Origin of the sequence: Aureimonas sp. D3 (assembly GCF_001463805.1) — a bacterium.
In the GTDB taxonomy this organism is placed as follows: Bacteria; Pseudomonadota; Alphaproteobacteria; order Rhizobiales; family Rhizobiaceae; genus Aureimonas; species Aureimonas ureilytica_A.
Map to the genome: position 1 here is coordinate 1 of NZ_BBWM01000055.1, position 26,337 is coordinate 26,337.

A 26,337-nucleotide genomic window follows, 5' to 3' on the forward strand; every position below is an offset into this window, starting at 1 on the left:
CGGCATCACAGGGCCGATCGAGAGCCTCATGCCACCGATCACCAATGCGGCCAAGCTCGCAATTGCCGAGGTGAACGAGCAGGGCGGCATCGGCAAGAATGGCGCGAAGGTCGAGATGGTTATCGGCGACGATGGCTGCATCGACGCGGCCCGCGCTTCCGACGCTGCCGACCGTCAGGTGAACTCGGAAAAGGTGGCGGGCATCGTCGGCGCCATGTGCTCGGGTGCGACCATCGCGGCGGCCAATGCGGCGGCTATTCCGGGCGGCGTCGTCATGGTCTCGCCGGCCTCGACCTCGCCCGCTGTTTCGGCGTTGAAGGACAAGGATCTTGTCTTCCGCACAGCGCCCTCCGACGCCTATCAGGGTGAGGTTCTGGCGCGCGTCGTCAAGAAGAACGGCATCAACGAAGTCGCCGTCACCTATGTGAACAACGATTATGGCACCGGCTTCGCCCAGTCCTTCAAGACCGCCTTCGAGGCGGCAGGCGGCAAGGTGCTGGCCTCCGAAGCGCATGAGGACGGCAAAGCCGATTATCGCGCCGAGATCGGCTCGCTGGCGTCTTCGGGCGCGCCGGCGCTCGTCGTTCTCGCCTATGTCGATGGCTCGGGCGGGCGCATCGTTTCGCAGGCCCGCGAGACCGGCGACTTCTCAACCTTTATCGGCGGCGACGGCATGGTCGGCGCGGCGCTGACCAATGTCAGCGGCGGCGACGAGAAGCTGATCCTGACCCGGCCGGGTGGCAGTGCGGCAGCGGGCGCGGCGAAGTTCGCGGAAGCGGCGAAGGCGGCCAATCTCGACCCGGCGGCAACCTATGCCGCAACCTCCTACGACGCGACCTTCGCCCTGCTTCTGGCGCTCGAAAAGACCGGGGGAAGCCGCGACGGCCTGTCGGCGGCGTTGCGCGAGGTGACTAGCAATTCCGGCGAGGTCATCCTGCCCGGCGAATGGAAGAAGGCCAAAGCGCTGATCGATGCCGGCCAGAAGGTCAATTACGAGGGCGCGTCCGGCTCGCTTGAGTTCGACGCCAATGGCGACGTGCCGGGCTCCTATGACGAGGTTACCGTCAAGGACGGTAAAATCGTTCCGGTCGGTCCCGCGCAGTAAGATTAAGAAGGCCCTGTCCGCGAAATCGGACGCGGCCTTTTTCTCAATCCTTCAAGGGGTCGTGGCCCCAGTTCATCAGTGAATAACGCCAGTTCGTATCTTTGATGTCGCCCTTGGGCTTCTGCTTCGAATGGCGTTTGATGTAGCCGATGACCTTCTGCATATGCGCCCACTGATCGTCCGTCAGATCGGCTTTCTTGGTGTGTTTGATCTCGATGATCGCATGGCCGGACTTATGGCCGACGGACTCACCGCCCGACTCGCCCTTCTGGCCGACCTCTTTCGACTCTGCGGAGTCCAGCCATTTTTCGAGTTCGCTCGGCGTCATATTCACCAGCGAACGAAACTCGTCCCAAATCTCCTGATGGTCATCTGTCGCCATGGCTCTGCTCCGTTGCCCGATCTTGGCTGGCGCAACGGGATGATGCGGCGGCGGTTCCGGGACAGCCGCCGCATCTGCCTGATCTAGTGTCGCAGCCGTTCGGGCAGAACCCCATCAGGCGCAAAGCGCAGGACGAGCGTGATGGTGAGGCCGATAACGAAGACGCGCATCTGCAGCGCGCGCGAGTCGAGATCGGCGGGCGGGACCCAGCCGAACCAGGACGAGCCCCAATCGCGCGCCAAGGCGAAGAGCGACAGGGCGGCCGGCTCCGACATGGTCCAGACGATGTAGACGAAGACCGCGCCGAAGATCGCGCCTCGATTGTTGCCCGCGCCGCCAAGGATCACCATCACCCAGATCAGGAACGTGTGGTTCAGGTCCACGAAGCCGGACGGATCGAAGATCGAGGTGAAATGAACGAGGATCGCGCCGCCGAGACCCATGAGCATGGCGCCGAGAACAAAGATTTCCATCCGCCGCCCGTCCACGTTCTTGCCCATCGAACTTGCCGCCGCCTCGTTGTCCCGGATGGCGCGCATCATACGCCCCCAAGGGGCGCGGTAGGCACGTTCCAGAAGCAGCGTGACCACGATCAGGATCAGAGCCGTCAGCGCGAGATAGAGGCTGCGCGCCCAGAGGAAACCGATCTCGTTCGGCGTCGGCACGGGCCAGGGCAGGGGCGAGACGGTGAGCGTGCCGCGTGTCAGCCAGTCGGCATTCTTGAGAAAGGTCTTGATGATCTGCGCGATGCCGAGCGTCGCGATCGCGAGGTAATCGGCGCGCAGACCGAGGCAGATCTTGCCGATCACGAAGGCGATGCCCCCCGCGACGATGCCAGCCGCGATCCACCCGACCGCGACAGGCAAGCCGAAGCCGCCGATAAAGCCAGCCTCGGCTTCGATGGCCGTGGTGGCCGGGTCGAACTTCGCTGAGACCAGCATGAAGGCGATGGCCGCCGTCGCTAGCGTCAAGGCAGTGGCGAGCCCCTTCGGCACACCGATGCGCCTCGCCTGCGACACGAGGGCGACAAGCGCCACCGCGCCGATCAACCAAACCAGCGCCTCGCCCAGCATCGGCGCGCCCGTGCCCGCCCAGAAGGCCGGGTTGACCGGAAAGGTCATGAGGACCGAGGCCGCCGCGCCGGCGACGATGAAGCCCATGATGCCGACATTGAAGAGGCCGGCATAGCCCCACTGGATGTTCAGGCCGACAGCAATGATCGCGTAGGCGGCCGCTTCCACGAGCATCCGCGTCGCATAGGCCGAGCCTTGCAGCGCATAGATGAGAAGCACGAGCGCCAGGAGCGCTGCGACGAGCAGGATTTCGCGGCGAAGCCCGCTGGCCGGGTGAGCACGGGAGACAGAAGCATCGGTCATCAGAACACCCGTCCCTTGAAGATGCCAGTCGGCCTGTAGATCAGAACAGCCACAAGGATGAAGAAGGGCACGACGAGCCGATATTCCGTCGGAACCATGGCGAGGCTCGCCGGGATTTCCGTGCCGGCTGGAAGCCAATCGCGGAAGGGCCGCAGTAGAACCGAGAAGTTGAAGACCGCCAGCGTCTCGGCAAAGCCGATGAGATAGCCGCCCGCGATCGCGCCATAGGGCTGGCCGATGCCGCCGACGATGGCAGCGGCGAAGATCGGCAGCAGGATGTTGTAGGCGAGGTCGGGCTTCAGCTGCACGTCCATCGCCAGCATCGTCCCCGCGATGGCGGCGAGGCCTCCACCGATCGCCCAGGTCGCCTTGACGACACGCTCGATCGGAATGCCCGTCACGCGCGCCAGATCGGGATTGTCCGAGACGGCGCGCATGGCCTTGCCAAGGCGCGAGCGCGTCAGAAACAGATGCAGCGCGATGACCGAGAGAACGGTGAGCGCGATCAGCACCAGCTGCGGCTCGGTTAGAATGATGGGGCGTCCGCCGGTCGGGATGCGATAGATCGCCTTGGGAGCCTCCAGATACATGTCGCGCGAGCCGGTGCCGCCGAACAGGCGGATCACGCCTTGGAGCATCAGCGTGACGCCGATCGACGCCATGACCAGCACGACCGGCTTCGCCCCGCGCCGGCGCAGCGGCTGATAGAAGGCCTTGTCCAGCCCGATGGCGAATAGCGCCGTCAGCCCCATCACGACAGGCAAGAGCGCCAGTACAAGCGGAATGGGCAGGCTGACGCCGAGCGTCGAAAGAAGGCCTGCCAGTGCCAGCGCGATGAAGGCGCTCGCGGTCATCATGTCGCCATGGGCGAAATGCGCAAAGCGCAGGATGCCGAAGATCAGCGTCACGCCGACCGCGCCCAGCGCATAGACCGAGCCGATGATCAGCCCGCCGACCACGCCGCGATTGATGAAGAAGATCAGCTCGTCCACGGCTGGCCCCGTTGTCTTGATGCTGGCGTCAGCCGCCGAGGAAGGATTTCGCGACGTCGGGATCGGCGAGAAGCGCCGCGCCGCTATCGGTGAATCGATTGCGCCCGCCGGCGAGCACGAAACCCTTGTGCGCGATCCCCAGCGCCTGCTTGGCGTTCTGCTCCACCATCGCGACGGTCACGCCGGTCGCGTTGATGGCGAGGATGCGATCGAAGATTTCGCTCATGAAGAGCGGTGATAGGCCGGCCGTCGGCTCGTCCAGAAGGATCAGCTTGGGATCGATCATCAGCGCGCGACCAACCGCCACCATCTGGCGCTGGCCGCCCGACAACTCGCCCGCCGGCTGGTTTTGCTTGGCCTTCAGCGGCGGGAAGATCTCGTAGACGCGATCGAGAAGGGCAGACACGTCATCCTTGCGGACATAGGCGCCCATTTCCAGGTTTTCGTGCACACTCAATGTCCGAAAGACATTGTGCTCCTGCGGCACGAAGGCCATGCGGAGAGCGCTGAGGCTCTCGGTCGGGCGGTTGGTGATGTCCTGCCCGTCGAAGGTGATGGAGCCGGAGGACACGCGCAGCAGGCCGAAAATGGCTTTGAGAGTCGTGGACTTGCCCGCGCCGTTGGGTCCGACGATAACGCCGATCTCGCCCGCTTCCAGCGAAATGTCGACACCGTTCAGGATGGTGGCCGCGCCATAGCCGGCGACGACGCCGCGAACCGAAAGAAGGCTCATGCCGTGGCTCCGGGCAGGCTGGTGGCGTGTCCCGTGGGTGAGCCGCCGAAATAGGCTTCCACCACACGCTCGTCGGCCTGGATCTCGGCGAGCGAGCCCTTCATCATGACCGATCCGGCCGCCATGACGACGACGGGGTCGCAGAGGCGGCCGATCAGGTCCATATCGTGCTCGATGACGAAGAACGTGTAGCCGCGCTCGCGGTTAAGCCGTTCGATATTGCTGGCGAGGTCGTTCAGAAGCGTGCGGTTCACGCCGGCGGCGATTTCGTCGAGCAGCACGACCTTGGCATCCACCATCATGGTCCGGCCGAGTTCGACCAGCTTCTTCTGGCCGCCAGAGAGATTGCCGGCCAGCTCGTTTTGCACATGGCCGATCTGGAGAAAGTCCACGACCTCATTGGCGCGCTCGCGCACGCCTCGCTCAAACTCTCGCACCTTGCGACCGCGAAACCAGGCGTCGAACAGGTTCTCGCCGGGCTGGCCCGCCGGCACCATCATCAGGTTTTCCAGAACGGTCAGGCGCGAGAACTCATGGGCGATCTGGAAGGTGCGCAGGAGGCCACGGCCGAAAAGCTGATGCGGCTTCAGGCCCGTGATCTCCCGACCATCCAGAAAGATGGCGCCCGAACTCGGCTCCAGATTGCCGGCCACCATGTTGAACAGGGTCGACTTACCGGCACCGTTCGGCCCGATCAGCCCGGTGATGCTTCCCTTCTCGACGGAAAGATTGCAATCGTTGACCGCCACGAAGCCGCCGAAGCGACGGGTGACGTTCTTGACTTCGATCATTGGAGCCATGACGGGTCGCTCCGTTCGGCGGGCGCATGTGATGCGACGATGAAAGGCGAAGCGGCCCCCATACGCGATGCCGGTGATTTGTCAAATCTCGAACGACCGCGAAAGGACCGGGCGCAGGGCCATTCATTCTTCAACAGACTCTTCTATCTAAAGCGGACGACTTGCATCCTCCGCGAGTCGGGAAGCTCTGGGAAAAGCCTTGTGTTGAAGTCCGGTGTCGCCTCTCATCCCCCTGCCGACCGCGTGCATTTCCGGGAGGCGATGAGCCATTTCGCCGCGCCGGTCTGTCTTGTGACGACGGATGGTCCGGCCGGCCGACGAGGCGTGACGGTGACGTCGGTCTGTTCCGTCTCGGACGAACCGCCGACGGTTCTCTTCTGCTTGAACCAAACCAGTCTGGCGAACACGCGCTTCGACCAGAACGGCGTCTTTGCGGTCAATCTTCTGGCATCCCATAACGAGCCGGTCGCGCGCGCCTTCGCGGGAGAAGGCCAGTTGGAGCTCGAAGCGCGATTTGCCGCAGGGCGCTGGACGCGTCTCGTCACGGATGCACCCGTTCTCATGGATGCGCTGATCAGCTTCGATTGCCGCGTGATCGACAGCCGCCCGGTTGCTACGCACCGCGTGATCGTCGGCGAGGTTCTGGCCATCGGGGAGCCGACCGCCGGCAACAGCCTTTTGTATCGCGCGCGAAGGTATCATAGCCTCTGAAACGGTTCCGCGCGGGCGAAGCCACTGTCATCTGGGAGGATGAAGACCGTGAGTGATCTGCCGGCCCATATCGATGAGACCATCGAACTCCTGGCGGCTGCGGACTATGTGGCCGATCGCTCGTTGGCGACGGTTCTGTTTCTGGCGCTTAGGATGGGTCGCCCCTTGTTTCTTGAAGGGGAGGCGGGTGTCGGCAAGACCGAACTCGCCAAAGTTCTGTCGAAGGCGTTAGACCGCCCGCTGATCCGTCTCCAGTGCTATGAAGGGCTCGACCTCTCGTCCGCCGTCTACGAATGGAACCACGCCGCGCAGATGATCGAAATCCGGCTGCGCGAGGTGGCCGGCGATGCCACGAGCGAGGCGCTTCGGGCGGATATTTTCTCCGAACGTTTCCTGATCCGCCGGCCCGTCCTCCAGGCGCTCGAAGGCGAAGCGGGCCGTACGCCGGTTCTGCTCATCGATGAGCTCGACCGAACGGACGAAGCCTTCGAAGCCTTTCTGCTTGAGGTTTTATCCGACCATCAGGTGAGCATTCCCGAATTCGGGACGATCCGGGCGCAAGAGCCGCCGATCGTTATCATCACGACCAACCGCACGCGTGAGATCCACGACGCGCTGAAGCGGCGCTGCCTGTATCATTGGGTCGATTATCCCAGCGCCGAGCGGGAACTGGCGATTATCAGGTTGAAGGCACCCGGCGCGAGCGATGATCTCTCCCGCGAGATCGTCAGCTACGTGCAGAAGCTGCGCGCGGCCGATCTCTTCAAATCGCCGGGCGTGGCCGAGACGATCGACTGGGCCACCGCGCTGACCGAACTCGATGCCATCGCGCTCGATCCGTCGCTGGTCTCCGACACGCTCGGGGTTCTCCTGAAATATCAAGACGACATTGCACGGATCGAGAAGGGCGAGGGCCGCGAAATCCTGAATGCGGTGAAGCGTGAACTGGCAGTCGGCTGACGACATGCCAGCGACGGGCGACTTAGGCACCAACCCGGATGGCGGCCGCTTCGGCGACAACATCGTCCATTTCGCTCGGGCGCTACGCCGTGCGGGCTTGAAGACCGGGCCGGCCGAAACGCTGGACGCGATCGAGGCGCTCCGCCTCGGCGGGATCGGCTCGCGCGAGGATGTCTATTGGGTTCTGCATTCCGTTTTCGTGCATCGGCGCGAGGACAGCACTGTCTTCGCGGAAGTCTTCGACACGTTCTGGCGGTCGCGCCAGCTGATCGAAAAAATGCTGGCTCTGTTTTCCGGTCGTGCCCCAGCACGGCCGGCCGAGAAGCGGGCGGGGGCGCAACGGGCCGCTGACGCTTTCTCTCAGGAAGCACAGCCCGGAGCCCCGCGTGAGAAGCCCATTCTCGACATCGACGCGCGTTTTTCCATGTCGGGTGACGACGTGCTGCGAACCAAGGATTTCGCGCAGATGACGGCGGCGGAGCTGGAGGACGCCAAGCGAGCCGTGCGCCGCATCGCCTTCTCGGGCGACGAGCGGCGTACACGCCGCTTCCGCCCGGCTCCTCATGGCGAGCGGATCGATATGCGCGAAAGCCTGCGCGCCAGCGTGCGAACCGGCGGCGCCTTGCTTCTACCGAAATGGCGAACCGCCCGAACGCGTCCGCCGCCACTCGTGGTGCTCGCCGATATTTCCGGCTCCATGAGCCAGTATAGCCGGCTGTTCCTGCATTTCTTTCACGCGATCACAGCGCATCGCCGGCGTGTCCATACGTTTCTGTTTGGGACGCGGCTGACCAATATCACGCGCGAACTGACCCGCCGCGACCCGGATGAAGCGGTCGATCGTGCGGCATCGGCCGTGCGGGACTGGTCGGGCGGAACAAGGATCGGCGAGGCTTTGGAAATCTTCAACAAGGTTTGGTCGCGCCGCGTCCTGTCCGGCGGCGCGACGGTGCTACTGATCACCGATGGTTTGGAACGCGATCAGACGGAACGACTGGAAGAGGCGATGGTGCGGCTCCATTTGTCCTCCCGTCGGCTCATCTGGCTGAACCCGCTGCTGCGGTTCGACGGGTTCGAGGCCAAGGCCAAGGGAATGAGGGCGATGCTGCCGCATGTCGATGAGTTTCGCCCCGCCCACTCCGTCGCCTCGTTGGATGCGCTCTGCCAAGCTCTAACGGAAAACCGGGCGAATCGCGGCCACCTATCGCCGCAGCACTGGTTGCGCTCCGATCCGTTGAACCGCGAGATGGCTTGAGGACGAGACGATGGAAACGCTGCATGCATTGAGCGACGTCCTGCAAATCGCCGAAGACTGGAGCCGGGACGGGCCCGGCGTCGCCTTGGCCACCGTCGTGGAAACCTGGGGCTCGGCGCCGAGACCCGTTGGGAGCCATCTGGTGATCGATGCCGCCGGGGACTTCGCCGGGTCCGTTTCCGGCGGCTGTGTCGAAGGCGCGGTGGTGGCGGAAGCGCTGGACGTGATTGAAACCGGCGCGCCACGCATGCTGGAATTCGGCGTGGCGGACGAAACAGCCTGGCGGGTTGGCCTGTCCTGCGGCGGGCGCATCTGCGTCTATGTCGAGAAGGTGGCCTGATGGATCTCGCGCTTCTCAAGGCCTTGAACGAAGAGCGCCTCGCTCGCCGCGCCTGCATTCTGGTCACGGATCTGACCAGCGGCGCGCAGCGCCTCGTTCGCGAGGCCGAGGTCGAAGCGGACGATCTCGCGCCGGACCTTTCGAAAGCACTTCGAAGTGGAAAGTCTGGGCGGCGGGGCGATGACCTCTTCCTGAACGTGCATCTGCCTCCACCGCGCATCGTCGTGATCGGGGCGGCGCATATCTCGCAGGCCTTGGTGCCCATGGCGGAACTCGCGGGGTTCGACATCGAGATCATCGACCCGCGCACGGCGTTCGCGACACCCGAGCGCTTTCCTGGCGTTCGCCTCCAAGCCGAATGGCCTGACCTCGTCCTGAAGGATCGGCCGCTCGATTCCTATTGCGCGCTGGTGGCCGTGACGCACGATCCCAAGATCGATGATTTGCCACTGATCGAAGCGATCAAGGCCGGCTGTTTCTATATCGGCGCGCTGGGAAGCCGGAAGACCCATGCCAAACGGCTGGAGCGGCTGGCCGCAGCGGGGCTGCCGGACCATAAGACGGCTCGGATCGAAGCGCCGATCGGGCTCGACATCGGTGCTTCGACGCCCGCCGAAATTGCGGTGGCGATCCTCGGCTCGGTTATTTCCGCTTTTCGCAAGCGGAAGATGCACGCCGAGCGGCGCGGCGAAACGGAGGCGTCGTGAAGTTCGGGCCGGTCGAGAGTCGGTCAGCTCAAGGCTGCATTCTCGCCCACGCGACGCAGGTCGGCGGCAGCAAACTGCCCAAGGGGCGGTGTCTGACGTCAGATGATGTGGAGCGTCTTCTGGCGGCCGGGATCGATCGCGTCATCGTCGCACGGCTTGGTCCAGACGATCTGCCCGAAGACGAGGCCGCCGCCACGATTGCCGACGCCCTGGCGAGCGACGAGATCGGCGCGGCGCCGGCCGCCACGGGCCGAGCCAATCTCTTCGCGGGCGAGGCCGGGGTGTTTCTCGCCGATCGCCGTCTGGTGAATGCGATCAACCGCGTTCATCCCGGCATCACGCTCGCGACGCTCGACGATTTCGCGAGCGTCGAGGCCGGCCGCATGGTCGCGACGGTGAAGATCATTCCGCTGGCCGTGCCGCGTGCTACGGTCGAGCAGGTCGCCGACTTGCTGGCCGGCGAGGCGGCGTTCCGCCTCGCGCCGTTTCGCGGGCGCGGCGTCGGCTTGGTGCAGACCGTTCTTCCAGGGATGAAGCCCAGCATTCTCGACAAGACAGCCTCCGTGCTGGCTGAACGGTTGAAGCGAACGGGCTCGAATATCCTGCGGGAGGGGCGGGTCGGGCATGACGAAAACGAATTGAGGCGAGCCCTCTCGCAGGCTCACCCGGACGAAGCGATGACAATCGTCTTCGGGGCTTCGGCCGTGATCGACGAGGATGATGTCATCCCGGCTGCGATCCGGCTGGCCGGCGGCCAAGTCGATCACCTCGGTATGCCCGTCGATCCCGGCAATCTCCTGCTGCTGGGGCATCTTGGAGAGCGGATCGTCATCGGCGCACCGGGCTGCGCGCGCAGTCCGCGTGAGAACGGATTCGACTGGGTTCTCGACCGCTTGTTGGCCGATCTTCCCGTCTCGTCGCGGGAGTTGACGGGTCTTGGCGTGGGAGGCCTGCTGATGGAAATCGCCTCGCGCCCGCAGCCTCGCGAGATCAATCGCTTGGAGGCCCGTACCCCGAGGGTCGCGATCGTCGTCCTAGCGGCAGGCCGCTCCAGTCGCATGGGCGGGCCGAACAAACTCCTCGCGAGGTTCGATGGTCAGCCGCTCCTTCGCCGCTCCGTGGAAACGGCGCTGGCGTGCGGCGCGGTATCGGTCCACGTCGTTCTGGGTCACAGGTCGAGCGAGTTGAGGCGCGCGATCGAAGGGCTGGACGTCGTGCTACACGACAACCCCGATTATGCCGAAGGCCTATCGACCTCGCTCAAACGCGGCTTCGAAGCCGCCTCCCAGGATGCCGATGGCGTCCTCGTCATGCTTGCCGATCAGCCCCTTCTGACGTCCTCCCATCTCGACACGCTGATCGCAGCCTTCGAACCCTCCGGCGAAGGTTCGATCGTTCTGGCCTGCGACGGAGAGCGACGCGCCAATCCCGTGATTCTGTCGAGTGATTTCCGCAATGACATCGCCAGACTCGAGGGCGATGTCGGTGCGAGACAACTCGTGCAGCAGCATCACGACATCGTTCGCGAGATCGACATCGGCCCCGCCGCCTCGTTCGACGTCGATACGCCCGAACTGATGGAGCAAGCGGGAGGCATTCTCCCCCCGGCTTGATCCATCAGTTCGGCGGTGCGCGGGTCGTTCGATCCGTCTGAGCCGTTCCGCCATGCCGTTTGCGGCTGGCCTCTTTCTGGCAGCGATCCGAGCAGTAGAGAACCTGATCCCAGGTGCGCGCCCAAGCCTTGCGCCAAACCATCGGCTTTTGGCATTCGCGGCAGAGTTTGGAGGGGAGATCGGATTTCTTTTTCATTTTCGGCATGAGGCGGAGATGGTCTGTCGCTGGACCGAGACCAGCGCCCTGCGGCAACTTACCTCTATGGTTGGCCTTTCGCGTTGCACAAATTTTGTGCCGGCCTCTTAATTAGCTAAACCGCAAGGCTTCGTTAAGCTTGGGGGCGCAGCCTTGTCTTAGGCGCAGTTCAGCGCCGCCTGCGAAAGGATGCGACATGCCGACTGCACGCGTGCCCGACCCGCAATTCCGGAAGATGCTTTCGGGCTTCGGAATGACCTTTGCGGAGATCCTCTACCGGATGCCGGATCATCCGAGCTTCCTGCAAAGCTTCTCCTGGCAGTTCGAGGATATGGCGCCGGACTATCCGCGCCTGCGCCGCTTTCTCGACCACTGGGAGTGGGAAATCGAAGCGAAGATCCATTCGGTTCGCATCTCGCACGAGCGGCTCATCCGCCCGCAGGAAATCCGCCTCATGCGCGAGGTCGGACATCTGCATTGATCACATCAGGCGCAGGCTCTTGAAACTCGTGTGCCCGTTGCGGCCGATGATCAGATGATCGTGGACGGTGATGCCGAGCGGTCGGCATGTGTCCACGATGATCTTGGTCATCTCGATATCGGCATTGGACGGCGACGGGTCGCCTGACGGGTGATTGTGCACGAGCACGAGCGCACAAGCCGAAAGCTCCAGTGCGCGTCGAATGATCTCTCGCGGATAGACTGGGGTATGGTCGACCGTGCCGGTCTGCTGCACCTCGTCTGCGATCAGCGCGTTTTTCTTGTCGAGAAAGAGAACACGAAACTGCTCGCGCGTCTCATGCGCCATCGCCGCATAGCAATAGTCGATAACGGCCGACCAAGACGACAAAACCTCGCGCGAGCGCAGGCCGGAGCGAATGGCGCGCTGAAGGAGGGCGGCGATGATGCGAAGATCCAAGGCAGAGGACCGACCCATTCCGTCCACTTCCTGAAGGAGATGGATCGGCGCGTTCAACACATCTTCCAGCGTGCCGAAACGCTGGAGCAATGCCTTGGCGATCGGTTTCACGTCCCGTCGCGGAATGGAGCGGAACAGGACGAGTTCCAGAAGCTCGTAGTCGGCGAGAGCCGTCGCGCCAGCGTCCGCGAACCGATCGCGCAGCCGGTCGCGATGCCCGTCATGATGCTTGGGTTCGGGCGCGGGTTTGGCGGGCGCGACAGGTATGGGTTCGGCCGTCCGAAAAAGCTCGGTCGGCAGGAAGCCCGAGGCTTCATTCAGTCCCTTGCGATCCTTGCGGGGCGGCACCGGCAGCGAGCTTTCAGGCGGAGATTTCTGCCAGACGCTCGGCCGAGAAGCCGGGCATGTCGAGCCCGGCCGGAGAATAGGTGAAGACCTCGCACCCACCCTCGGTCACGCCGACCGTGTGTTCGTACTGCGCCGTCAGGCTGCGGTCGCGCGTCACAGCCGTCCAGCCGTCGGGCAGAACCTTCACATGCGGGCGACCGAGATTGATCATCGGTTCGATCGTAAAGATCATGCCCGGACGCATCTCCACGCCTTCGCCGCGCCGGCCATAATGCAGGATATTGGGCGAATCGTGGAACAGTTTGCCGACGCCATGGCCGCAGAAATCGCGCACGACGGAGCAGCGCTCGCCCTCGGCATAATCCTGAATCGCCGCGCCGATATCGCCGATATGGCCGCCCGGCTTGACCTCTCGAATGCCCAGAACGAGCGAGCGATAGGTGATTTCGCAAAGCCGCTCGGCCGCGCGCTTCACCTTGCCCACCAGATACATACGCGAGGAATCGCCGTAGAAGCCATCGACGATGAATGTCACGTCGATATTCACGATGTCACCTTCGCGCAGCGGCTTGTCGTTCGGAATACCGTGGCACACGACATGATTGATCGAGGTGCAGACGCTTTTCATGTAGCCGCGATAGTTGAGGGTCGCGGGCAAGGCACCGGCATCCATCGCGAACTGAAACACGAAATCGTCGATCGCCTGCGTGGTGACGCCGGGCTTCACGAGATCGGCGAGCTTGTCGAGGCAGGTCGCCGTCAGCAGGCAGGCGCGGCGCATCCCCTCGAATGCTTCGGCTCCGTAAAGGCGGATCGAGCCGGTGTTGCGCAGGGGCTGGGCTTCGGCTTCAAGATAGATGGTCATCGGGCAGCAATTCGATCCAAGACCGCGACAAGGCGGTGTTTTCTGGAGATGTCGCACCGATAGGCCCCGGCTTCAACCCCGCCCGCTCTGTGCGGCAGCGTGGACGGCCAGAGCGGAACCGGATCGGTTCGTTCAACCTCTGACGTAGCGCCCCGGCGCGTTTTCGATCGGTGTGAGAACGCCGCCGCCCGGCTCGCGCGCCGGTACACGCTCTCCGGCCATCGGCTCGATCCAGATCTGCCAATGCGGCCACCAAGAGCCGGGCGTTTCTTCGGTCGTGTTCCACCAATCCTGAAAGCTCACGTCCCGCGACGGCGCGGCCCCGGTCCAGAAGCGGTACTTCTGCTTGGATGGCGGATTGACGACGCCGGCGATGTGGCCTGACGCGGCGACCACATAGGTGGATGGTGCGCCGAAGGCGAGGCTTCCCTCATAAACGCTGATCGCGGGCGCGATGTGATCCTCTTTGGTCGCGAGATGGTAGACCGGCAGATCGATGGTCGAAAGGTCGAGACGAACGCCGCCGATCTCCATCTCCTTGCGGGCCAGCCGATTCTCGAAATAGCAGGCGCGCAGATAGAAGAGGTGGTTGGCCTTGGCCATGCGCGTGGCGTCGGCATTCCAGAAAAGAAGGTCGAACGGCGCGGGCTCTTTGCCCTTCAGATAATTGCTGACGACATAGGGCCAGATCAGCTCGCCCGAGCGCAGGAGATTGAAGGTCGCCGCCATGCGCGTACCTTCGAGATAGCCGCGCTCCATGGTCTTTTCGAGCTCGGCTAGTTGCTGCTCGTCCACGAAGACCTTGAGGTCACCCGAATGGCGAAAGTCGATCTGGGTCGTCAGAAAGGTCGCGGAGCGGATGCGCTCGTCGCCTCGCGCCTTGAGATAGGGCAGCGCCGCGCCCAGAAGCGTGCCACCCACGCAATAACCGACGGCATTCACCTCGCTTTCGCCCGTCACCTGCTGAACGGTGTCGAGGCCGAAGACGAGACCTTCCTCGACATAGTTCTGCCAGTCCTTGTCTGCGTGCCGGGCATCCGGATTCACCCAGGAGATCACGAACACGGTATGGCCCTGCTCGACCATCCAGCGGATCAGAGATTTTTCCGCGTTGAGATCGAGAATGTAGAAGCGGTTGATCCAGGGCGGCGAGATCAGGATCGGCCGTTTGAACACCGTCTCGGTGGACGGCGCATATTGGATGATCTGGCACAGTTCGTTTTCCGCGATCACCTTGCCGGGCGTGGTCGCGACGTTCTCTCCGACTTTGAAACTGTTCTCGCAGGACTGGCGCAGCTTCAGGAAGCCTTCGCCGCGCGCCATATCCTCTGCGAACATGCGCATCCCGCGAACGAGATTCTCGCCGTTTTCGGCCATGGTCTCGCGATACAGTTCGGGATTGGTGGCGAGGAAATTGGCGGGCGACAGCGCGTTCACGATGGCGCGGGTGTAGAAGATCGCCTTGTGCCGCGTGTGCGGATCGACCCCTTCGGCATCCTGCGCCAAGCCGTTGGCCCATTCGCTGACGACACCATAACTCTCCCGCAGGAAGGCGAAGAGCGGGTGGCGCTGCCAATCTTCGTCGGCAAAGCGTTTGTCCGGCGCGGGCGGGGCAACCGGCTGGCCCGCTGCGCGAGCCATGGAATTGGCCCAGATGCCCATGAAGCCCGACATCAGCTTGGCCTGGGCCTGAAACGCGCGCTGGTGGTCGCTCAGCCAATAGTCTCCGACCTCCGACAGAGTCGAGACGACGTCCGTGTAGCTAATCGGCCCATCGCGCACTTCGCCCCGTTCGCGCGGCTCCACCCACGCGGCCGCCGCCTTGCCGAGATGTTCGAGCATCCGCGCCGCGTTGCGCGCGAAGGCCTCGGGGTCGCGCACGGCATAGCCTTGGAAACTATCGATCCCGGCTTGGAAGGGGGCGGAGCGTTGGTCGTTCATGAAGTCTCCTCGTCGGTCGGAGATAAGCATGTTTTGGTGATCGTTTCAGCGATTGCCAGCGTTTCCGCTCCGGTTTTCGTCGCGGCATTGCAGCAAGACACGCGATGGAACGGCACCATTCCCAAGGGCGCGTGGTTTAGGTAAAGAGAACGCGGTGTGGAGCGGGAAGCGGTGTATGGCAATGCTACGGTTGAGAATGGCGGCGACGCTCGCCCTTATCGGCGCGCCTCTCTCGGCCTGCCAGCCGCTTTTGCCGCGCGACGACACGCCCACCATTCTTCCGCGTCTGGGCGCTGCGCCAGCCTCCGGCCCGTCGGCCCAGCGGCTCGATGAAAATGGCTATCCATTGATCGGCGCATTCCCCAAGGCGGCGGCGCCGCAGGTTTCGAACGAAGAGGTACAGGCGACGCGCGACCGTTTTGCGAATGTTGCCGCACGCGCCACGCCACCCAACGACGCCGCCTATCAGCGCCGTGTCGGCGAACTCAGCCAGATCGCGGCGCAGCAGCAGAGCGAAGCCGAAGCGCGGCTTCGAGCGGCGACCACCGGATCGGCGGCGGACGCCGCCAGCAGCCGGGCGCAGTAGAGCGCCGCCGACCGAACCCAAGGTCGATGTGCCCGGCTTCAGCGGACGCTCAAAGCGAGTGAACAGTGACGCGCGCCTCCCCATGGCCCAGCGCGTCCGATCGTCCGTACCGATTCGAAAGCAAATCCCATGACCGAAGAATTCCACAAAGTCCGCCGTCTCCCTCCCTATGTCTTCGAGGAGGTGAACAAGAAGAAGGCGGCCGCTCGCGCGCGCGGCGTCGATATTATCGATCTCGGTATGGGCAACCCGGACCTGCCGACACCGTCCTTCGTGGTGGACAAGCTCTGCGAGGCGATTCGCGATCCGCGCACCCATCGCTATTCCGCCTCCAAGGGCATTGCCGGCCTGCGCCGCGCCCAGGCCGCCTATTACGCGCGCCGCTTCAATGTGAAGCTCAATCCCAACACGCAGATCGTCGCGACGCTGGGCTCCAAGGAAGGCTTCGCCAATATGGCGCAGGCGATCACCGCGCCCGGCGATGTCGTGCTCTGCCCGAACCCGACCTATCCGATCCACGCCTTCGGCTTCCTGATGACGGGCGGAACGATCCGCTCAATTCCGGCCCGCCCTGACGAGGACTTCCTGCGGGCGATTGACCGCGCAGTGCGCCATTCGATCCCCAAGCCCATCGCGATCATCCTGAACTATCCGTCGAACCCAACGGCCTATGAGGCGACGCTGGACTTCTACGCAGAGGTCGTGAAATTCGCCAAAGAGCATGAGATCATCATTCTCTCCGATCTCGCCTATGCCGAAATCTTCTTCGACGGCGCGCCGCCGCCCTCCGTCCTCGAAGTACCCGGCGCGATGGATGTGACGGTCGAGTTCACCTCCATGTCCAAGACTTTCTCCATGCCCGGCTGGCGCGTGGGATTCGCCGTGGGCAACGAGCGCCTGATCGCGGCTCTGGCGCGCGTGAAGTCCTATCTCGACTATGGCGCCTTCACGCCGATCCAGGTGGCCGCTACGGCCGCGCTGAACGCCGGCGATGCGGCCATCGAAGAGGTGCGCTCGGTGTATCGCCATCGCCGCAACGTTCTGGTCGAATCCTTCGGTCGCGCCGGCTTCCATGTCCCGCCGCCGTCCTCGACCATGTTCGCCTGGGCGCAGATCCCCGAGGCCTACCGGCATATGGGGTCGGTGGAATTTTCGAAAATGCTGATCGAGAAGGCCGATGTTGCGGTCGCTCCGGGTGTCGGCTTCGGCGAATATGGCGACGATTTCGTCCGCATCGCTCTGGTCGAGAACGAGCATCGCATTCGGCAAGCCGCCCGAAACCTGCGACGCTTCCTTGCAACGGAGCAGGATCAGGGCCAAAAGGCCGCAGCCGGCGCTTAACGCGCGACGGCTGCAGCAACCCATTCGCAGAGCTTTGACCCAAGGACATATCATGGATCGCCCGATGCGGCTCGGCATTGCCGGGCTCGGTACGGTCGGCGCCTCGCTCGCCCGGCTGATCGCCTCGAACAAGGATGCCTATGCATTGCGCGCCGGGCGCCCGGTCGAACTCGTCGCGGTTACCGCGCGGGATCGCTCGAAGGATCGTGGCGTCGATTTGTCCGGGGTCGAGTGGTTTGACGATCCGGTCGCTCTGGCGTCTCATGCTGAGATCGACCTCTTCGTGGAGCTCGTGGGTGGGGCCGAAGGGGCTGCCTTCGACAGTGTGAAGGCCGCGTTGAATCGTGGCCTTCCGGTCGTTACCGCCAACAAGGCGTTGCTCGCCCATCATGGCGTGCAACTGGCCAAGCTGGCGCAGCGCAAAGGAACGACCATCTTCTTCGAGGCGGCCGCCGCTGGCGGCATCCCCATCATCAAGACGATGCGCGAGGGCCTGCGCGGCAACAAGGTCAGCCGCGTCTATGGCATTCTGAACGGCACCTGCAATTACATGCTGACGCGCATGGAGCGGGAGGGCATCGCGTTCGACGACTGCCTGAAGGACGCGCAGCGTCTGGGCTATGCCGAGGCCGACCCGACCTTCGACATCGGCGGTTTCGACGCGGCCCACAAATTGGCGCTTCTGACCTCGCTCGCCTTCGGCTGCGAGATCGACCTCGATTCGATCTTCATCGAGGGCATCGAGGCGGTGACGACCGAAGATATCGAGGCGGCGGCCGATCTCGGCTATCGCATCAAACTTCTGGCCGTCGCCCAGCGCACGGAATCGGGCATCGAGCAGCGTGTTCATCCGACCATGATCCCGGCCCATTCGGCCTTGGCTCAGGTCGATGGCGTGACGAACGCTGTGGCCGTAGACACCGATCTTCTCGGCTCGATCCTCCTGGTCGGGCCGGGGGCGGGCGGCAGTGCGACGGCCTCGGCCGTTCTGTCGGATGTTCTGGACGCTGCGCGGGGCGTTTCCATGCCGGCCTTCGGTCTGGAGCCTGCAAGTCTCGCGCCCTACAAGCGGGCCCGGATGCGCGCGCATGAGGGCGGCTATTACATCCGCCTCAGCGTTCTGGATCGTGTCGGCGCTTTTGCCTCGATCGCGCGCCGCATGGCGGAGAACGAGATTTCTCTGGAATCCATCGTCCAGCGCAAGCGAGACGGTGCGGGCGAGCGGGACGCCGCGCCCGTCATCCTGATCACCCATGAGACGACGGAAGCGGCGGTTCGCAAAGCGCTCGATGCCGTCTCGAAGGATGGCCACCTCAAGAGCGAGCCCCGCATGGTTCGTATCGAGGCTTTGGACTAAGAAAAAAGGCAGGAGCGCCTATCATATGTCGGCAACGGAACGCCGACATATCGGGCCTTAGCTCTCGAGCCGGAGGATGGAAGCGATGTCGGAGCGAGTGGACGAAGACTTGCAGTCGCTCGACCGTGTTCTGTCGATCGAGATCGCGCGTGTGACCGAGCGTGCCGCCGTGGCCGCCGCGACGCTTCGCGGGCGCGGCGACGAGCGGGCGGCCGACCGCGCGGCCGTCGATGCCATGAAGCGTGAACTGGCAGCCTTGGCCATCCAAGGCACGATCGTGGTGGGCGAGGGTGAGAAGGATCAAGTGCCCTCGCTCTATATCGGCGAACAGATCGGCGCCGGCGGCTTCTCGGCCGACGTGGCGCTCGACCCGCTCGAGGGCACGACGCTTTGCGCCAAAAGTCTGCCCGGCGCTCTGACGATCCTCGCCATCGCGCGACAGGGAAGCCTGATGCACGCGCCCGATGTCTATATGGAGAAGATCGCGGTCGGTCCGGGCTTTCCCGATGGCATTGTCAGTTTGGACCGCAGTCCGGCAGACAATCTCAACGCACTGGCCGCCGCAAAAGGCGTGTCGGTCGGTCAGATCACGGCCTGTATTCTCGATCGCCCGCGCCACGCGAAGCTGATCGAGTCGATCCGCGAAACCGGCGCGGCGATCCGGCTGATCGGCGACGGGGACATTGCGGGCGTGATCCAAACCACCAGTCCCGCAGAGACCGGCATCGACATCTATATGGGGATTGGCGGCGCACCGGAGGGTGTTCTCGCGGCGGCGGCTTTGGCCTGTATGGGTGGCCAGATGGAAGGTCGTTTGCAACTCAACACCGGCGAAAAGCGCACCCGAGCCGAGAAGCTCGGTCTCGGCGATCCCGACCGCATCTATCGGCTGGCCGATATGGTGCGGGGCGACGTCGTGTTTGCCGCAACGGGTGTGACCGACGGTAATCTCTTGGACGGCGTTCGCTTCCACCAGGGGCGGATCGAGACGCATACGCTGGTGATGCGGATGCAGACGCGAACGATCCGCGATATTCGCGCACGCCATTACGAGTTCGAAAAATTCGGGCTTTGACGCAAGGCTAATGGCTTCTGCTCGCTGAAAGCGATGGGGGATCATCATGGCCGCGTCACGCCCATATAGGCAGATATGACCGCCGAGCACAGAACGTTTCTTCAAGTCGAGCAGTCGGCGTCTCGCCGTCGCTGGGTTCACGCATTGAACCTTCGAGATGAGGCGGCGGCCTCGCGGATCGCGCAGCTTCACGCGATACCCGATATGGTGGCTCGCGTTCTGGCAGCTCGGCGCGTCGGACCGGACGAGGCGGCGCGCTTTCTGGAGCCTACTATCCGCGACCTCATGCCGGACCCGTCCAGCCTGACGGATATGGACAAGGCGGCTGCGCGTCTGGCCGACGCGATCGCCCGCCGAGAGAAGGTCGCGATCTTCGGCGACTACGACGTGGACGGCGCGGCTTCATCGGCCTTGCTCGCTCGTTATCTCCAGCATTTCGGCCTCGACCCCATCGTGCGCATTCCCGACCGTCTGACAGAGGGTTACGGACCCAATCCCAACGCCATGCGGGACCTGATGGACGCTGGCGCGCGGCTGATCGTAACCGTCGACTGCGGTACGGGCAGCTTCGAAGCGCTGGAGGCCGTCGCCGCGCGGCGGGTCGATCTGCTTGTTCTCGACCATCATCAGACGGGCGGCCTTCTGCCGCCCGCCCATGCCATCGTCAATCCGAACCGGCAGGACGATCTCTCGCAGCAAGGGCATCTTTGCGCGGCGGGCGTGGTGTTCGTGACGCTCGCGGCCGTATCGCGCGAACTTCGCCGTCGCGGCTACGATCCGTCCAGCCTGCCGCCCCTCATGGACGATCTCGATCTCGTTGCCTTGGCGACGGTCTGCGACGTCGTGCCACTGCAAGGATTCAACCGGGCGCTGGTGGTGCGCGGGCTGGCCACCATGCGCCATCTCCGCAAACCGGGCATCAAGGCTCTCGCTGAAATCGCGCGCCTGTCCGGTCCGATCGACACGTTCCATCTCGGCTTCCTTCTCGGCCCGCGCATCAACGCGGGCGGTCGCATCGGCGAAGCCCATTTGGGCACAAGGCTTCTCGTAACGTCGGACGATCTGGAGGCGCGCGCGCTCGCCGAGCAACTCAACCTCCTGAACGCCGAGCGTCAGGCCATGGAACGCGTGATGCTGGACGAAGCCGAGGCCGAGATTCGAACGGAAATTGGGACGGGTGAGGGGCCCTCGGTCCTGATCGCCGCCCGCGCGAACTGGCATCCGGGAATCGTCGGGCTTCTGGCAGCGCGTCTCAAAGAGCGCTTCTCGCGCCCGGCTTTCGCCATTTCCTTCGACGCGACCGGCCGTGGAACGGGATCAGGGCGCTCGATCCCCGGTTTCGATCTCGGACGCTTTGTGCGGCGCGCGGTCGAGACGGGAATTCTCGTGAAAGGGGGCGGACATGCGATGGCCGCCGGTTTGACGATCGAGCGCGCGCGTCTGGGGGACTTCCGCGCTTTGGCGGAGGAACAGGCCGGCAAGGTCGTTCCGGACCTGATGGCGAGCGATGTCATTGAGATCGACGCGGCCATGTCCGCTTCGGCGCTGTCGTCCGAGACCTATTCGCTGGTGGAGAAGGCAGGCCCTTATGGCGCGGGTCATGCCGCGCCCATTTTCGCCTTGCCGCGACATCGCCTGATCCAGGCGTCCTATGTCGGGACGGGTGGTCACATTCGGATGACATTGAAGGCTGCCGATGGTGCGCAGGCGTCCGCCATCGCCTTCCGGGTCGAAGGGACGCCCCTCGGTGAGGCGTTGATGGCGTCACGAGACAGGGCGATCCATGTGGCTGGGACGCTGTCCATGGACCGCTATGGCGGGCGTGAGAAAGTGACGATGCGGGTCGTAGATATGGCTATCCCGTCGGAGTGACACAGGTTCGGAGCCTGATCGACCAACGATCCTCGCTCAGCCCAAAGTGAGCGAACCCATTGCGTGCCTAGTCGGGCGAACGCCGCAAGACACAAACTAGATCATATTACGGAGGCTTGTGGTACGCCCGAGGGGAATCGAACCCCTCTCTCCACCGTGAAAGGGTGGCGTCCTAACCGATAGACGACGGGCGCGGACAAGGGCGTCTATAAGGTGAGTCGCGTGTTATGGCAAGCCATTATTGCACTTCAAAGACGCACCACCGCTCGGTAAGCGGCACACAAAAGGAGCCCGAGCCAAACTCGGAAGCACGCTTGAATGGCTTGAGACGGACAGAAGAGTGGTACGCCCGAGGGGAATCGAACCCCTCTCTCCACCGTGAAAGGGTGGCGTCCTAACCGATAGACGACGGGCGCGGACGAGGGTCTCTATAAGGTGAGTCGCGTATTATCGCAAGCCATCATTGCAATTCGAGGACACGCCACCGCTCGAAAAACAACGCTCATAACGAGACCGAGCCAAACTCGGAAACACGCTTGAATGGCTTGATACGGGAAGAATGTGGTACGCCCGAGGGGAATCGAACCCCTCTCTCCACCGTGAAAGGGTGGCGTCCTAACCGATAGACGACGGGCGCGGACGAGTGTTCGTATGCAAGGAACGAAGCAGATTCGCAAGCCCCCTTGAATGAAAATCACCCGGTTCGGCGCATGCCTCGGCACGGCCAATTCCAGTCCCGGCGCGGGCCGACATCAATATGGATGGAGGCCGTATGGCAATAGGTCCCGACGCCGCCGCGCACGGGCAAAGCGCGCACGAAGCGAGCCACTTCCTGCCCATTGACGCCCGGCACATGCAGGTCGGCGGCCTTGCATTGCATATGCAGCGATGCCTTCGCGCCGTTGACGCGGCGATTATGCGACGGTGAACGGAAGCCTGACGTGATGACCACCTTCTGATGAAAGCGCGTCTCGATCTGCGAGATCAGCGACATCAGATTGGAGTCGAAGCAATTCGTCACGACGTCTTCCCGCTGGATCAGAAGGCCACTCGGCGCGAGGCGTGCGATGCCGCTGAGCGACGCCAGCTGATAGCTGTCTCCGAGATCGTCGATCAGTTCCGAATCCACCGACGCGCGCTGGCCGATTTCGAAGAGGGACTTGGGGTTGACGCCGGGAAGCCCATTGTCGGCCGGGCTCTGCTTGTCGTCGCTTCCCGCCTGATGAATGATAACCCGCTTGCTCTTGGTGCGATCGGCGTTGCGCAAGGGGACCTTGGCCTCGGACTGCGTATAGAGCGATGCGTAAAGAGAATGATCCGCTTCTGGCCCGCCGCTGCGCGGCTGCGAGAAGGCCGTAACGACCGGCGCCGAAAGTGGCGTCAGCAGGCTGCGCGATTTGGCGTCTGCCGGCCGATCAGCGGTCGCTACCTGCATTGGCGCCTGACGATCAGCAGGGGCGGGGGCTGCGATCGATTTGGCGATATCGCCCGACGCCACCTTTCGGAGCGTCTCCGCCTGTTTTTTGGCCGGTTCCACTGGACTGAGCGCTGCCGCCTCAGGAGGGCTGGTGACGTCGGGCGTCGACTTTCCATCCGATTGGATGATCGATGCGATGTCCTTGGGTTCGTTCGCCTTCGGGGCATGAGAGAATCCGAAGGCCGATGTTTCATCGACAGCGGACACACATCCCGTCACCAGGGACGAGGCACTCGCGAGGCCCGCGACAATCCAAACGCAACGCGCTTGTCGCCAGTAACTCTTGGTCGTCAATCGCTCGTCCACCCTTTGATGCGTCGCAGAACCGGCGTCTTAAAGAACAGCGCCGATCCGAGGATCGGCGCGACCGGCCTTGCGAGCGTCTCAAGTTCCCATGCGCCCGCCTGTTCGGCGCAGCTCCTGACATGGCGAAACATTAACACCGAATGAAGCCGGGTGCCACTACTCGGCGCCTCACCAGGAACCTGTGTTCTCCATGCTCGCCCAAGGTTCCTGCGGCGGCTTGCTCGAACCTTTCTGGAGAAGTTCGAACGATATATTGTCGGGCGACTTCACGAAGGCCATGCGCCCGTCGCGCGGCGGCCGATTGATGGTGATGCCCGCATCCATCAAGCGCTGGCACGTTTCGTAGATGTCGTCGACCTCATAGGCGAGGTGGCCGAAATTCCGGCCACCGCTGTAGGTTTCCGGGTCCCAATTATAGGTCAGTTCCAGAAGCGGGGCGCTCTGTGCGCGACCTGTTTCGACGTCGTCCGCCGCTGCGAGAAAAATCAGTGTGAATCGACCCGCTTCGCTTTCCGAGCGCCTGATTTCCACCATGCCCATATGGCGGCAGTAGAAATCGAGAGAGCGATCGATGTCGGTGATCCGAACCATAGTGTGGAGATAGCGCAAGGATTCCCCCGTCGTAATGTGTTCGCGCTATCTGGTGCCCGAAACGATGCCGAAAAGGGTTCGGCGGAATTGTTCCGGTCTCCCGCCAATTTCGGACAGTTTATTTCGCAGAGCATCCGTTAGCTGCGACTGTGACGTAAGGGGATCGCCTGTCGGGAAAATCGTTAAAATTCGACCAAAAGGATTTCCAAAAGCACTTGATTATCTATTCTCATCAAAAGAGGCGGTGTCGAAGGACGATTGGCGGCGAATCGATGTGAGACCAGCGTGTCGCATGCGGTTTGGACAGGGGTGGAAATGCGTGTTGTGTATCGGCAAGCGAAGCGATGGCCCATATGACGGGGCACGCCTGTTCTTGCCCCACCGAAACGACTGACGGTCACGCGGAACTGGCGGAGCCGGCGCAGGTCGTATCCGGTCGCATCAAATGGTTCGATGTCGCGAAAGGGTTCGGGTTCGTCGTGCCCGATGACGGATCGGCGGATATCCTTCTCCATGTAACCTGCCTGCGGAGGGATGGTTATTCCACCGTTCTCGAGGGCGCGACCATTGTCTGTGAGGTTCAGAAAGGCGGACGTGGGCTTCAGGCTTCGCGCGTTGTTTCCATGGATGCGTCGACGGCCGTTTCGTCCGGCACAGTTGGCGCCCCGATGCGAACCCATGTTCAAGTCGATCCGTCGAGTGATCTGGAGCTGGCGAGCGTCAAATGGTTCAATCGGACCAAAGGCTACGGCTTCCTCTCGCGTGGCGAGGGCACCGAGGACATTTTCGTCCATATGGAAACGCTGCGTCGTTATGGCATGACGGAGCTACGACCCGGCCAGTCGGTGCTTGTCCGATTCGGTCTCGGCTCGAAAGGCTTGATGGCAGCCGAAATCCAACCTCTTGGGCCGACTGCTGACGAACACGGCGGTGAAGAAACATGATGCTACGGACCAAATCGACAGTCGCGGCCCTGGGATTGGCGGCACTGGCCATTGCGGGCGTCCTGGCCGTCACCACGCAATCCTCGGGGTCTACCGCAACACTGGTGACTTCGAAAGGGCGCTTTCCGATCGAGGTTGAAGTGGCCGATACCCCGGGTCAGCGCGAAGTCGGCCTCATGAACCGCGAGTCGCTGCCGCATGATACGGGGATGCTGTTCGATTTCGGTCAGACACGCGATGTCGATATGTGGATGAAGAATACGCTGATTCCGCTCGACATGCTGTTTCTGGACGAGACGGGACGGATCGTGCGGATCGGCGCCAATGCCCAGCCCTTGTCCTTGGACCTGATCTCTTCGGGCGGCCCGGTTCGCTACGTGCTTGAGATCAATGGGGGCGCGGCAGCCCGTTATGGAGCGACACGCGGCGACCGGCTGGAACACGCCGTCATCCCGTCCCGAAACTGATCGTTCACACAGCTCTTGGAAAGCTGGAATGAGGCGCGGGCGTCTCTTGACCGGAGCTCATCCGCAGGGCATACCCCAGATCGTTCCAGTCGTTTGGGGCCGTTCGGAGCGTAGCGCAGTCTGGTAGCGCATCTGGTTTGGGACCAGAGGGTCGCAGGTTCGAATCCTGCCGCTCCGACCATGTCTTGAAAGGACTGGTTGGCTCAAGAGGTTGGAGATCGTTTTCATGGTGGCCCGGATTTATCGTCCTGCACGTACGGCGATGCAGTCCGGCAAGGCGAAGACCAAGGAATGGCTGCTCCAATACGAGCCTGCCGCACCGAAGGTCGTTGAGCCTCTGATGGGCTATACATCCTCGTCCGATATGCTGTCGCAGGTCCGTTTGTCCTTCGAAACGAAGGAACAGGCGATTGCCTATGCCGATCGCTACGGTATCGCGTATCGCGTCGAGGAAGAGCACGTGTCGGTTCGTCCGAAAGTGTCCTATTCCGACAATTTCCGCTACGATCGCATCGCGCCCTGGACGCACTGAACCATCGGAGCGCCGCCGACGCGGCGCTCACCGGGCCCCGTAGCTCAGTGGATAGAGCACCGGCCTTCTAAGCCGATGGTCGCAGGTTCGAATCCTGCCGGGGTCGCCATTCTTTTCTCGAATTTTCCGGTCGATGTACGGCGATCAGCCTTTTACGTCGTAGTTTCGCTTAGCATCCGACGCCCGAACAGCGTTTGGAGATATCGCGCTGCCACCTGAGGCGGTGGTTTTTATCGATCCGACCTTCAGAAGCCCTGTAGACCGCAGGGTCGATCCTCCATGCGATGGATAGCCGAGGGTGTCGCGCCACGGAGCGGGAGCTTTGTCGTGGCGCGACTCGATCAGAAAGCGTCGCCGAAGCCTTCGGTCCAAGCGCGCCAGTCGGCGCTGCCTGGCCGGTATGGGTTGTCCTTACGGGTGCGGTGCCTAGCTTTGGCGTCTTCGCCTTCCCGTCTTACGATGTCGTTTCGAGTCATGGTGGATCGTGCGTCGTGCATCGCGGAGCTCCTTTCGTCCGAAGGCGCGCGAAATAGAGCATGGATGGTG

Annotated in this window: 27 protein-coding genes and 5 tRNA genes; 18 read left to right on the forward strand and 14 right to left on the reverse strand. The window is 63.1% G+C overall.

The features are described from left to right. Positions 1-1,105: ABC transporter substrate-binding protein (locus tag AUL36_RS16230; protein ID WP_062222434.1), on the forward strand; the 1,105-nt coding region annotated here is incomplete at its 5' end. Positions 1,106-1,148: 43 nt separating this feature from the next. On the opposite strand, the gene AUL36_RS16235 is transcribed toward AUL36_RS16230, so the two are convergent. The 5 genes from AUL36_RS16235 to AUL36_RS16255 all read right to left on the reverse strand — a co-directional run bounded on the left by AUL36_RS16235 (position 1,149) and on the right by AUL36_RS16255 (position 5,379). After that, on the reverse strand, positions 1,149-1,487 hold the full coding sequence (locus AUL36_RS16235) for a DUF3140 domain-containing protein (RefSeq protein ID WP_062222436.1): 339 nt from the start codon (positions 1,485-1,487) through the stop codon (positions 1,149-1,151). A gap of 83 nt (positions 1,488-1,570) precedes the next feature. Further along, the gene (locus tag AUL36_RS16240; RefSeq protein WP_062222438.1) at positions 1,571-2,863 is read right to left on the reverse strand and encodes a branched-chain amino acid ABC transporter permease; all 1,293 of its coding nucleotides are present in this window, start codon (positions 2,861-2,863) and stop codon (positions 1,571-1,573) included. Beyond that, a complete protein-coding gene (locus AUL36_RS16245; RefSeq protein ID WP_062222440.1) occupies positions 2,863-3,855 on the reverse strand; it encodes a branched-chain amino acid ABC transporter permease in 993 nt (330 codons plus the stop codon). The genes AUL36_RS16240 and AUL36_RS16245 overlap by 1 nt, the downstream gene beginning before the upstream one ends. A 28-nt stretch (positions 3,856-3,883) precedes the next feature. Then, complete coding sequence (locus AUL36_RS16250) at positions 3,884-4,588, reverse strand: ABC transporter ATP-binding protein (protein WP_062222442.1); 705 nt, start codon at positions 4,586-4,588, stop codon at positions 3,884-3,886. Then, the gene (locus tag AUL36_RS16255; protein WP_244497153.1) at positions 4,585-5,379 is read right to left on the reverse strand and encodes an ABC transporter ATP-binding protein; all 795 of its coding nucleotides are present in this window, start codon (positions 5,377-5,379) and stop codon (positions 4,585-4,587) included. The genes AUL36_RS16250 and AUL36_RS16255 overlap by 4 nt, the downstream gene beginning before the upstream one ends. A gap of 210 nt (positions 5,380-5,589) precedes the next feature. Between AUL36_RS16255 and AUL36_RS16260 the strand changes: the two genes are divergently transcribed. Genes AUL36_RS16260 through AUL36_RS16285 form a run of 6 tightly spaced genes read left to right on the forward strand, consistent with a single transcriptional unit; the run spans position 5,590 to position 10,974 of the window. After that, positions 5,590-6,099: a flavin reductase gene (locus tag AUL36_RS16260; protein WP_306302839.1), complete on the forward strand. Its 510-nt coding sequence runs from the start codon at positions 5,590-5,592 to the stop codon at positions 6,097-6,099. A 39-nt stretch (positions 6,100-6,138) separates the two neighbouring features. Next, on the forward strand, positions 6,139-7,059 hold the full coding sequence (locus AUL36_RS16265) for an AAA family ATPase (protein WP_156418430.1): 921 nt from the start codon (positions 6,139-6,141) through the stop codon (positions 7,057-7,059). A 4-nt stretch (positions 7,060-7,063) separates the two neighbouring features. Beyond that, complete coding sequence (locus tag AUL36_RS16270; protein WP_062222542.1) at positions 7,064-8,314, forward strand: vWA domain-containing protein; 1,251 nt, start codon at positions 7,064-7,066, stop codon at positions 8,312-8,314. Positions 8,315-8,324: 10 nt separating this feature from the next. Then, entirely contained in the window at positions 8,325-8,654 is a 330-nt protein-coding gene (locus AUL36_RS16275; RefSeq protein ID WP_062222446.1) for an XdhC family protein, read from the forward strand. After that, positions 8,654-9,361, forward strand: a complete 708-nt coding sequence (locus AUL36_RS16280) for an XdhC family protein (protein ID WP_062222448.1) — start codon at positions 8,654-8,656, stop codon at positions 9,359-9,361. Before AUL36_RS16275 ends, AUL36_RS16280 begins: the two co-directional genes overlap by 1 nt. Then, complete coding sequence (locus AUL36_RS16285; RefSeq protein ID WP_062222450.1) at positions 9,358-10,974, forward strand: NTP transferase domain-containing protein; 1,617 nt, start codon at positions 9,358-9,360, stop codon at positions 10,972-10,974. The genes AUL36_RS16280 and AUL36_RS16285 overlap by 4 nt, the downstream gene beginning before the upstream one ends. A 4-nt stretch (positions 10,975-10,978) precedes the next feature. Here AUL36_RS16285 and AUL36_RS16290 read toward each other — a convergent pair whose 3' ends face one another. Then, positions 10,979-11,179: a DUF2256 domain-containing protein gene (locus AUL36_RS16290; RefSeq protein ID WP_062222544.1), complete on the reverse strand. Its 201-nt coding sequence runs from the start codon at positions 11,177-11,179 to the stop codon at positions 10,979-10,981. Between the two features lie 187 nt (positions 11,180-11,366). On the opposite strand from AUL36_RS16290, the gene AUL36_RS16295 reads away from it, so the two are divergent. Beyond that, entirely contained in the window at positions 11,367-11,651 is a 285-nt protein-coding gene (locus AUL36_RS16295; protein ID WP_062222451.1) for an usg protein, read from the forward strand. Here AUL36_RS16295 and radC read toward each other — a convergent pair whose 3' ends face one another. The 3 genes from radC to phaC form a co-directional block, all read right to left on the reverse strand. Then, positions 11,652-12,437, reverse strand: coding sequence for a RadC family protein (gene radC, locus AUL36_RS16300; protein ID WP_062222452.1), 786 nt, complete (start codon positions 12,435-12,437; stop codon positions 11,652-11,654). A gap of 13 nt (positions 12,438-12,450) precedes the next feature. Further along, on the reverse strand, positions 12,451-13,302 hold the full coding sequence (map, locus tag AUL36_RS16305) for a type I methionyl aminopeptidase (protein WP_058635372.1): 852 nt from the start codon (positions 13,300-13,302) through the stop codon (positions 12,451-12,453). A 132-nt stretch (positions 13,303-13,434) separates the two neighbouring features. Next, positions 13,435-15,243 (reverse strand): class I poly(R)-hydroxyalkanoic acid synthase, encoded by a 1,809-nt coding sequence (gene phaC, locus AUL36_RS16310; protein ID WP_062222453.1) that lies wholly within the window; start codon positions 15,241-15,243, stop codon positions 13,435-13,437. Between the two features lie 175 nt (positions 15,244-15,418). Between phaC and AUL36_RS16315 the strand changes: the two genes are divergently transcribed. The 5 genes from AUL36_RS16315 to recJ all read left to right on the forward strand — a co-directional run bounded on the left by AUL36_RS16315 (position 15,419) and on the right by recJ (position 21,474). Continuing rightward, the gene (locus tag AUL36_RS16315) at positions 15,419-15,829 is read left to right on the forward strand and encodes a hypothetical protein (RefSeq protein ID WP_153003878.1); all 411 of its coding nucleotides are present in this window, start codon (positions 15,419-15,421) and stop codon (positions 15,827-15,829) included. Positions 15,830-15,958: 129 nt separating this feature from the next. Then, positions 15,959-17,170: an LL-diaminopimelate aminotransferase gene (locus AUL36_RS16320; RefSeq protein ID WP_062222454.1), complete on the forward strand. Its 1,212-nt coding sequence runs from the start codon at positions 15,959-15,961 to the stop codon at positions 17,168-17,170. A gap of 52 nt (positions 17,171-17,222) precedes the next feature. Next, the gene (locus AUL36_RS16325) at positions 17,223-18,527 is read left to right on the forward strand and encodes a homoserine dehydrogenase (protein ID WP_062222456.1); all 1,305 of its coding nucleotides are present in this window, start codon (positions 17,223-17,225) and stop codon (positions 18,525-18,527) included. 85 nt (positions 18,528-18,612) lie between these two features. Then, positions 18,613-19,602 carry a class II fructose-bisphosphatase gene (glpX, locus tag AUL36_RS16330; RefSeq protein ID WP_058602126.1) on the forward strand — a complete coding sequence of 330 codons (990 nt, stop codon included), beginning with the start codon at positions 18,613-18,615 and terminating at the stop codon, positions 19,600-19,602. A 75-nt stretch (positions 19,603-19,677) separates the two neighbouring features. Continuing rightward, positions 19,678-21,474 (forward strand): single-stranded-DNA-specific exonuclease RecJ, encoded by a 1,797-nt coding sequence (gene recJ / locus AUL36_RS16335; RefSeq protein WP_062222458.1) that lies wholly within the window; start codon positions 19,678-19,680, stop codon positions 21,472-21,474. Positions 21,475-21,593: 119 nt separating this feature from the next. Here recJ and AUL36_RS16340 read toward each other — a convergent pair. The 5 genes from AUL36_RS16340 to AUL36_RS16360 form a co-directional block, all read right to left on the reverse strand. Further along, positions 21,594-21,668, reverse strand: a tRNA-Glu gene (locus AUL36_RS16340). A gap of 147 nt (positions 21,669-21,815) precedes the next feature. Continuing rightward, positions 21,816-21,890, reverse strand: a tRNA-Glu gene (locus tag AUL36_RS16345). 146 nt (positions 21,891-22,036) lie between these two features. Then, positions 22,037-22,111: transfer RNA gene (locus tag AUL36_RS16350), tRNA-Glu, on the reverse strand. A 57-nt stretch (positions 22,112-22,168) separates the two neighbouring features. Then, entirely contained in the window at positions 22,169-23,245 is a 1,077-nt protein-coding gene (locus AUL36_RS16355) for a YcbK family protein (protein WP_156418431.1), read from the reverse strand. 180 nt (positions 23,246-23,425) lie between these two features. Beyond that, a complete protein-coding gene (locus AUL36_RS16360; RefSeq protein ID WP_058602108.1) occupies positions 23,426-23,866 on the reverse strand; it encodes a VOC family protein in 441 nt (146 codons plus the stop codon). Between the two features lie 335 nt (positions 23,867-24,201). On the opposite strand from AUL36_RS16360, the gene AUL36_RS16365 reads away from it, so the two are divergent. The 5 genes from AUL36_RS16365 to AUL36_RS16385 all read left to right on the forward strand — a co-directional run bounded on the left by AUL36_RS16365 (position 24,202) and on the right by AUL36_RS16385 (position 25,900). Next, positions 24,202-24,792: a cold-shock protein gene (locus AUL36_RS16365; protein WP_156418434.1), complete on the forward strand. Its 591-nt coding sequence runs from the start codon at positions 24,202-24,204 to the stop codon at positions 24,790-24,792. Further along, positions 24,789-25,259 (forward strand): DUF192 domain-containing protein, encoded by a 471-nt coding sequence (locus tag AUL36_RS16370; RefSeq protein WP_156418432.1) that lies wholly within the window; start codon positions 24,789-24,791, stop codon positions 25,257-25,259. The genes AUL36_RS16365 and AUL36_RS16370 overlap by 4 nt, the downstream gene beginning before the upstream one ends. Positions 25,260-25,363: 104 nt before the next feature. Continuing rightward, positions 25,364-25,440, forward strand: a tRNA-Pro gene (locus AUL36_RS16375). 45 nt (positions 25,441-25,485) lie between these two features. Beyond that, a complete protein-coding gene (locus AUL36_RS16380) occupies positions 25,486-25,791 on the forward strand; it encodes an ETC complex I subunit (protein WP_058602124.1) in 306 nt (101 codons plus the stop codon). A gap of 33 nt (positions 25,792-25,824) precedes the next feature. After that, positions 25,825-25,900, forward strand: a tRNA-Arg gene (locus AUL36_RS16385). Positions 25,901-26,337 lie beyond the last annotated feature (437 nt).